The sequence below is a fragment of the Lacticaseibacillus songhuajiangensis genome (assembly GCF_003946025.1).
In the GTDB taxonomy this organism is placed as follows: domain Bacteria; phylum Bacillota; class Bacilli; order Lactobacillales; family Lactobacillaceae; genus Lacticaseibacillus; species Lacticaseibacillus songhuajiangensis.
The window spans coordinates 1-6,214 of sequence record NZ_RHNR01000076.1 but is presented as its reverse complement, the minus strand read 5'-3'; the positions used below and the strand labels follow the sequence as shown (position 1 = coordinate 6,214).

Annotated in this window: 3 protein-coding genes; 2 read left to right on the top strand and 1 reads right to left on the bottom strand. The window is 52.6% G+C overall.

What is annotated here, in order from left to right:
* Window positions 1-121: 121 nt before the first annotated feature.
* Window positions 122-2,533 (bottom strand): leucine--tRNA ligase, encoded by a 2,412-nt coding sequence (gene leuS / locus EKM97_RS11715; RefSeq protein ID WP_125572554.1) that lies wholly within the window; start codon window positions 2,531-2,533, stop codon window positions 122-124.
* 354 nt (window positions 2,534-2,887) lie between these two features.
* Between leuS and EKM97_RS11710 the strand changes: the two genes are divergently transcribed.
* Both EKM97_RS11710 and EKM97_RS11705 read left to right on the top strand, forming a co-directional pair.
* Complete coding sequence (locus EKM97_RS11710) at window positions 2,888-5,230, top strand: LTA synthase family protein (RefSeq protein WP_164507544.1); 2,343 nt, start codon at window positions 2,888-2,890, stop codon at window positions 5,228-5,230.
* A gap of 22 nt (window positions 5,231-5,252) precedes the next feature.
* Entirely contained in the window at window positions 5,253-5,915 is a 663-nt protein-coding gene (locus tag EKM97_RS11705) for a phosphatase PAP2 family protein (protein ID WP_164507543.1), read from the top strand.
* Window positions 5,916-6,214 lie beyond the last annotated feature (299 nt).

Below are 6,214 nucleotides of genomic sequence, written 5' to 3'. Positions count from 1 at the left end.
GGCCCGACCTTCGGTCGATTTTCATAGAAGCCATCCTTGCGGATGGTATTTTCAGCGCTTACGCTGACGGACAGCGTGCACAACAAAAGCCCCAGCTTACGCTGAGGCTTTCCGGCACACATTAACGTGCGACGATGTTGACGAGCTTGTTAGGAATCACGATCACCTTCTTGATGTCCTTACCTTCGACAAACTTCTTGACGTTGGCTTGGTCCATCGCAATCTTCTCGGTGTCTTCCTTACTGGTGTCCTTAGGCAGTTTAACCTGTGCACGCAGTTTACCGTTAACCTGCACGACAACGTTAACTTCGTCAGAAACCAGTGCGGCTTCATCGTAAGTTGGCCACTGAGCGTAGGTGATACTGCCCTTGTGCCCGAACGCAGCCCAGATTTCTTCCATCAGGTGTGGTGCCACTGGTGCCAGCATCTTGACGAAGCCTTCGCAGTACTCGAATGGCAGTGCGTCAACCTTGTTGGCATCGTTGATGAAGACCATCATCTGCGCGATGGCCGTGTTGAAGTGAAGAGCTTCGTAGTCTTCCGTGACCTTCTTGACGGTTTCGTTGTAAACCTTGGTCAGCTTACCATCGTTGATGGTGGTGATGTGATCACGCATTTTGCCATCCTGGTCAACGAAGGTGCGGTAGACACGGTCCAGGAACTTGTGCGCCCCTGCCAGACCGTCCGTGCTCCAAGCAATACCGGCGTCCAGTGGGCCCATGAACATTTCGTAAAGACGCAGAGTGTCGGCACCATATTCAGCCACCACATCGTCAGGGTTGACGACATTACCCTTACTCTTACTCATCTTTTCGTGGTTGTCACCCAGAATCATCCCCTGGTTAAACAGCTTCTGGAATGGTTCCTTCGTTGGTACAACCCCGATATCGTAGAGGAACTTGTGCCAGAAACGGGCGTACAGCAGGTGCAGAACGGCATGTTCGGCACCACCGATGTACAGGTCAACGTTCATCCAGTACTTGAGCTTCTTCGGGTCGGCAATCAGACGGCCGTTGTGTGGATCACAATAGCGCAGGAAGTACCATGAAGAACCAGCCCATTGCGGCATGGTGTTGGTTTCGCGCTTCCCCTTGCGGCCGTTTTCGTCAACCACGTTCACCCAGTCATCCAGGTTAGCGAGTGGTGATTCACCAGTACCGCTTGGCTTGATGTCGGCTTCTTCAGGCAGGCGCAGTGGCAGCTCGTCTTCTGGAACCAGTGTGGTTTCGCCGTCTTCCCAGTGAATAACAGGAATTGGTTCACCCCAGTAACGCTGCCGAGAGAAGACCCAGTCGCGTAGCTTGTAGTTCACCTTGGCAGAACCAACACCTTTGTCTTCAAGCCACTTGATCATGGCATCGATAGCGTCAGCCTTGTTCATGCCATCCAGGAAGCCGGAGTTGATGTGCACGCCATCGCCAGTGTAGGCCGCGTCGGTCACATCATCCCCGTCAATAACTGGGATGATTGGCAGTTCGAACTTCTTGGCAAAAGCAAAGTCGCGGTCATCGTGAGCAGGCACAGCCATGATGGCCCCAGTCCCGTAGCTCGCCAGCACGTAGTCAGAAATCCAGATTGGAATCTGCTTACCGTTAACTGGGTTAATAGCGTAGGCACCAGTGAACACACCGGTCTTGTCCTTGTTCAGGTCCGTCCGGTCCAGGTCCGACTTGCGGGAGGCTTCTTCGACGTAAGCGTCAACGGCAGCCTTTTGTTCTGGCGTGGTGATTTCGGCGACCAATTCGTGTTCAGGAGCCATGACGCTGTAGCTTGCCCCAAACAGCGTGTCTGGACGCGTTGTGAAGACGTCGTAAGTCTTGTCGGTGCCGGCAACCGTGAAGGTCACCGCAGCACCCTTCGAGCGGCCAATCCAGTTGCGCTGCATCTGCTTGATGGATTCTGGCCAGTCGAGGTCATCCAGGTCATCCAGCAGGCGGTCAGCATAAGCCGTAATTTTCAGCATCCACTGGCGCATTGGCTTGCGGATAACTGGGAAGCCGCCGCGTTCGGTCTTGCCATCGATAACTTCTTCGTTAGCCACAACCGTCCCCAGGTCAGGGCTCCAGTTAACTGGAATCTCGGCTTCGTAGGCGAGACCCTTCTTGTACATCTGTTCAAAGATCCACTGGGTCCACTTGTAGTACGACGGATCGGTGGTGTTGATTTCCCGGTCCCAGTCGTAGGAAAAACCAAGGCTCTGAATCTGCCGCTTGAAGTTCGCAATGTTCTTGGCGGTGAATTCCTTCGGTGCGTTACCGGTCTTCAAGGCGTACTGCTCTGCAGGCAGGCCAAACGCATCCCAACCCATTGGGTGGAGCACGTTAAAGCCTTGCATCCGCTTCATGCGGGCAACAATGTCGGTCGCGGTGTAGCCTTCTGGATGGCCAACGTGCAATCCCTGCCCAGATGGGTAAGGGAACATGTCGAGTACGTAATACTTCGGCTTCTTCGGGTCCTTGCCCGTCTTGAACGTATCGTTTTCACGCCAATATTTTTGCCATTTCTTCTCGATGGCGATGTGGTCAAAAGCCATGGTAAATCCTCCCGTTTTTTCTCTGAACGCAAAGAGCCGCCCTAACATTGTTAGGACGGCTCAAGCCGCGGTACCACCTAAATTCCGTACGCAAAACGTACAGCACTTGTCTGGATAACGACAGCCCGGTTGCCCCTACTTACTTTTCAGGGCCACAACTGCAGAAGTCAGTTCACGGCAGTTCACGTTCGGCTCACAGTCCCGCCGACTTCCTGGATGCAAAGCATACCGCTAATACTCTTCTGTGCGTTTAGTATTAGGCTTAATATAGCATGCAAACGCCCATTCGACAAGTTTTCTCTTCCTAGATATGTGCTAAACTATGAACATCGTTTGAACGGAGGAATCAGATTAATGATTGATGCCAACACCGCGTTTAACACTCGCTCGGCAGCGCTGCAAATCATGCGCCATTACATTTGGCGCCGGCCGGCGTACTTCTGGATCGTCTTCCCCATCTTGTGGGCTTTCGTTCTCTTTAAGCTGCACATCATTTCGGAAACTCAATTTATAGCTAAGCGCTGGGGGTTCTTGCGCCATAAGCCACTCACAACTGCCGAATGGCAGAATCTGCGCCGCAAGTTACCTCTGCGTCCGCAGTTCAAGTATGCTGCTGACCTTACTGTTGCTGATCAGATTCCGCAATTTTTGCTTGCTATACTACTGAGCGGTAGTAAGTTGCGCCCTGCTGGTTGCGCAATTGATGCAAACGGGAACATCGGCAAAATTACGGCAATGGCCAATCATTACGCGCAGACCGCACAGTCGCCGCGCATCGTCAGTCCCGACTTTTACCGTCACTACCTGCACCAACTAGACAGTCGCCGCAGTGTCCGCATCTTCGACGTCAATCGTGAATTCAGTACTTACCACAAGTACCAAGCACAACAATTACTCTGGCATCTGCGTAACCTGATTGTTATTGCAGTTGCGGCGGTCATTGTCACCGTTATTGCTCTCTACATTGCTTACAACAACTATGATGCCGATTATGTCATCGAGCTTTTCCACAACGGCAAATTAATGCTTATCAACATCATGCCCGTCCTCGGACTGATGCTACTCGTCTACTTCATCACCAACTCCACAGCCTGGGCGGTTGGTCTGGGCGGCTTACCATTTCCACTGCTTGCCCTTGTCAACTTCTTCATGCTTGAGTACCGCTCCTTCCCCTTGGAATACCCGGATCTCTTCTTGGCAAGTGAAGCGGGCAATATGGGCAAACGTTACAGTTACGTGCCACCAAAGCTCTACGCTTTGCTGATTGTTGGCATTGTTGTGCTTGGCATTATCTGCCACTACTTCCTGAAATCACCACGGCGCGGGTTCGGTTGGCGCTGCAGCTGGACTGCGCTCACACTGATTGTCGTTGTCATGGGCACCAAGAATTTCTACCTGAACGATACAAAATTCAACAACAGCGCGCGGATTACACACGGTAATATCTGGGACAAAGCCAATCGCTATGCAGCGCATGGCTTTGTCTACTCATTCATGAACACCCTGAACAAGGGGCAAGTTCAGGCGCCCAAGGGGTACACTGCTGCCGCGGCAAAACAAAATTTGGCGCAATACAAAAATAAAAACATCCCCGCAAACAAGAAAATCAATGTTATCACCATTCAGCTAGAGGCCTTCCAGGACTTCAGTAAGTGGTCCCAAATTGACATCGACCCATCTGTTTACGCCGGCCTGCACGCAGTTGAAAAAGAAGCCTCATCCGGCGAATTGTCCACAACAATTTTTGGTGGCGGCACCGTCGACACCGAACGCAAGGTGCTTACCGGTTTTTCCACTCTCCCCAACTTACGTACGAACACGAATGCCTTCACGTACTATTTCCGCCAGCAAGGATACAATACGTATTTTGCCCATCCTGGTTACGCCTGGTTCTACAATCGCCAGAACATCGATAAGTACCTGGGCTTCCCAGAAACTCTGTTCAAGGAAAACTATTACGACGCCAACGTCTCTAAAGCATCCATCATTCCAGACTCACTGGTCTTCAATGACCTATACAAACACTTCCAGCAAAAGACTAAGAATGGCAAGTACCTCTTCAACCAGACGGTTACCTACCAGAACCACGGTCCTTACCCGACCACCTTCTCCGGCACACCGCTGGTCAAGTGGCAGTCTGGCTACAACAAATCCGACTACGCCATCATCAACAACTACCTCACCGGTGTGAAGAAGACTTCCGACGCGCTGCTGGCACTGGTTAACAAGTTCAAGAACAGTAAGAAGCCGGTCGTGCTTAGCTTCTGGGGGGATCACAACCCATGGGGCGGACTGAACAACAGCACCTACAAGATGCTTGGCATCAACCTCGACCAGGGTACCCAAGAAGGCATCAACAACTTCTACGACACCCCGTACGTTATCTACGCTAACGCTGCCGCTAAGAAGCGCCTGCGCACTCAGTTCCAGACCAAGGGCGCAACCATCAGTCCGATGTACGTCCTGCCAACCATTTTCCAGCACGCGGGTTGGCAAGGCAGTCAGTACATGCAGGCCGTATCCAAAATGCAGCAGACCATCCCCGTGTTCGGTCTCAACAAGGACATGTACAAGGGTAAGTTCACCGGTGCAGGCGACCTGCCGGCAGACGTCCAGAAACAGATTCAGCAATTCCTGATTACGCAGTACTATGTCCAGACCAACTTCAAGGGCGAGGCGCGTGACTTCACCAAGTAATTCCAAACAAGGAGCAAAATGCATGTCCAAAAATGCCAAATTAATTTGTGCCCTCATCGCAGCTGTCATCTTGGGCTCACTGATGGCGGGCGTGATGACAGGCGCAAGCTTTATCCCCGGGATTGACCACACTGTCATTAGCGCCGTGGTTCACCACAGCCAGCCACTAAACAGTATCGTCATCGCAATCACCAACCTGGGGAACCCGCCAGTCATCACTACGTTTAGTATTTTACTGGCAGCATACTTTCTCTACCGCAGGCAGCAGCGGATTGTGGCATTCATCGCCACCAACATGATTGTGGTCAATCTCGCCAACTTCATCGTCAAGAACATCGTCCAGCGGCCCCGGCCGTTCGTCCAGGACAGCAGTATCACACCGCTGGTCCACGCCGGCGGCTACAGCTTTCCAAGCGGTCACTCCGCCGGTTCCGTGCTGCTGTTTGGCACCATCTTCATCCTGCTGGGTCTCATGGCCAAGCACGTCACCTGGCGACGCGTTCTGCGCACACTGTGCATCCTGATGATCTTTGCAATCGGCCTCAGCCGCATCTACGTCCAGGTGCACTTTCCAACGGACGTGCTTGCTGGCTACTCACTTGGTACCTGCGGCCTAATGCTCAGCTGGGCCTTCATGGCCCCGTGGCTCACTAAAGATGGTTTACCACTGAAACTGCATCAATAAACAAAAGACCGCGCAACCACAATGGTTGCGCGGTCTTTTACTGTCCGTCGGCGTAAGTGTTGAAACTTTCAATCAAATCATCCGCAAGGATGAAAATAGTGGTTAGACCGAAGGTCGGAACTGGGCCGGATTAGCTTTGCTCCCGGGAAGGGCGTGCGTGGGACCGTTCCAGCCAGCCCTACGGTGTCCGTCTCACTACGCGCTAAAGCGCGAGGTCGACTGGCTGCGCTGTCTTCCACTGGCGATTTTGCCGCAAACCCGCCGGCAAAATCCCGCTCCTAACGAAAATGGCGGTGTAC

Bases quoted from the DNA above. Each gene is read 5' to 3' on its own strand.
- leuS (WP_125572554.1), bottom strand. From the start codon at position 2,533: ATGGCTTTTGACCACATCGCCATCGAGAAGAAATGGCAAAAATATTGG.
- EKM97_RS11705 (WP_164507543.1), top strand. From the start codon at position 5,253: ATGTCCAAAAATGCCAAATTAATTTGTGCCCTCATCGCAGCTGTCATC.
- EKM97_RS11710 (WP_164507544.1), top strand. From the start codon at position 2,888: ATGATTGATGCCAACACCGCGTTTAACACTCGCTCGGCAGCGCTGCAA.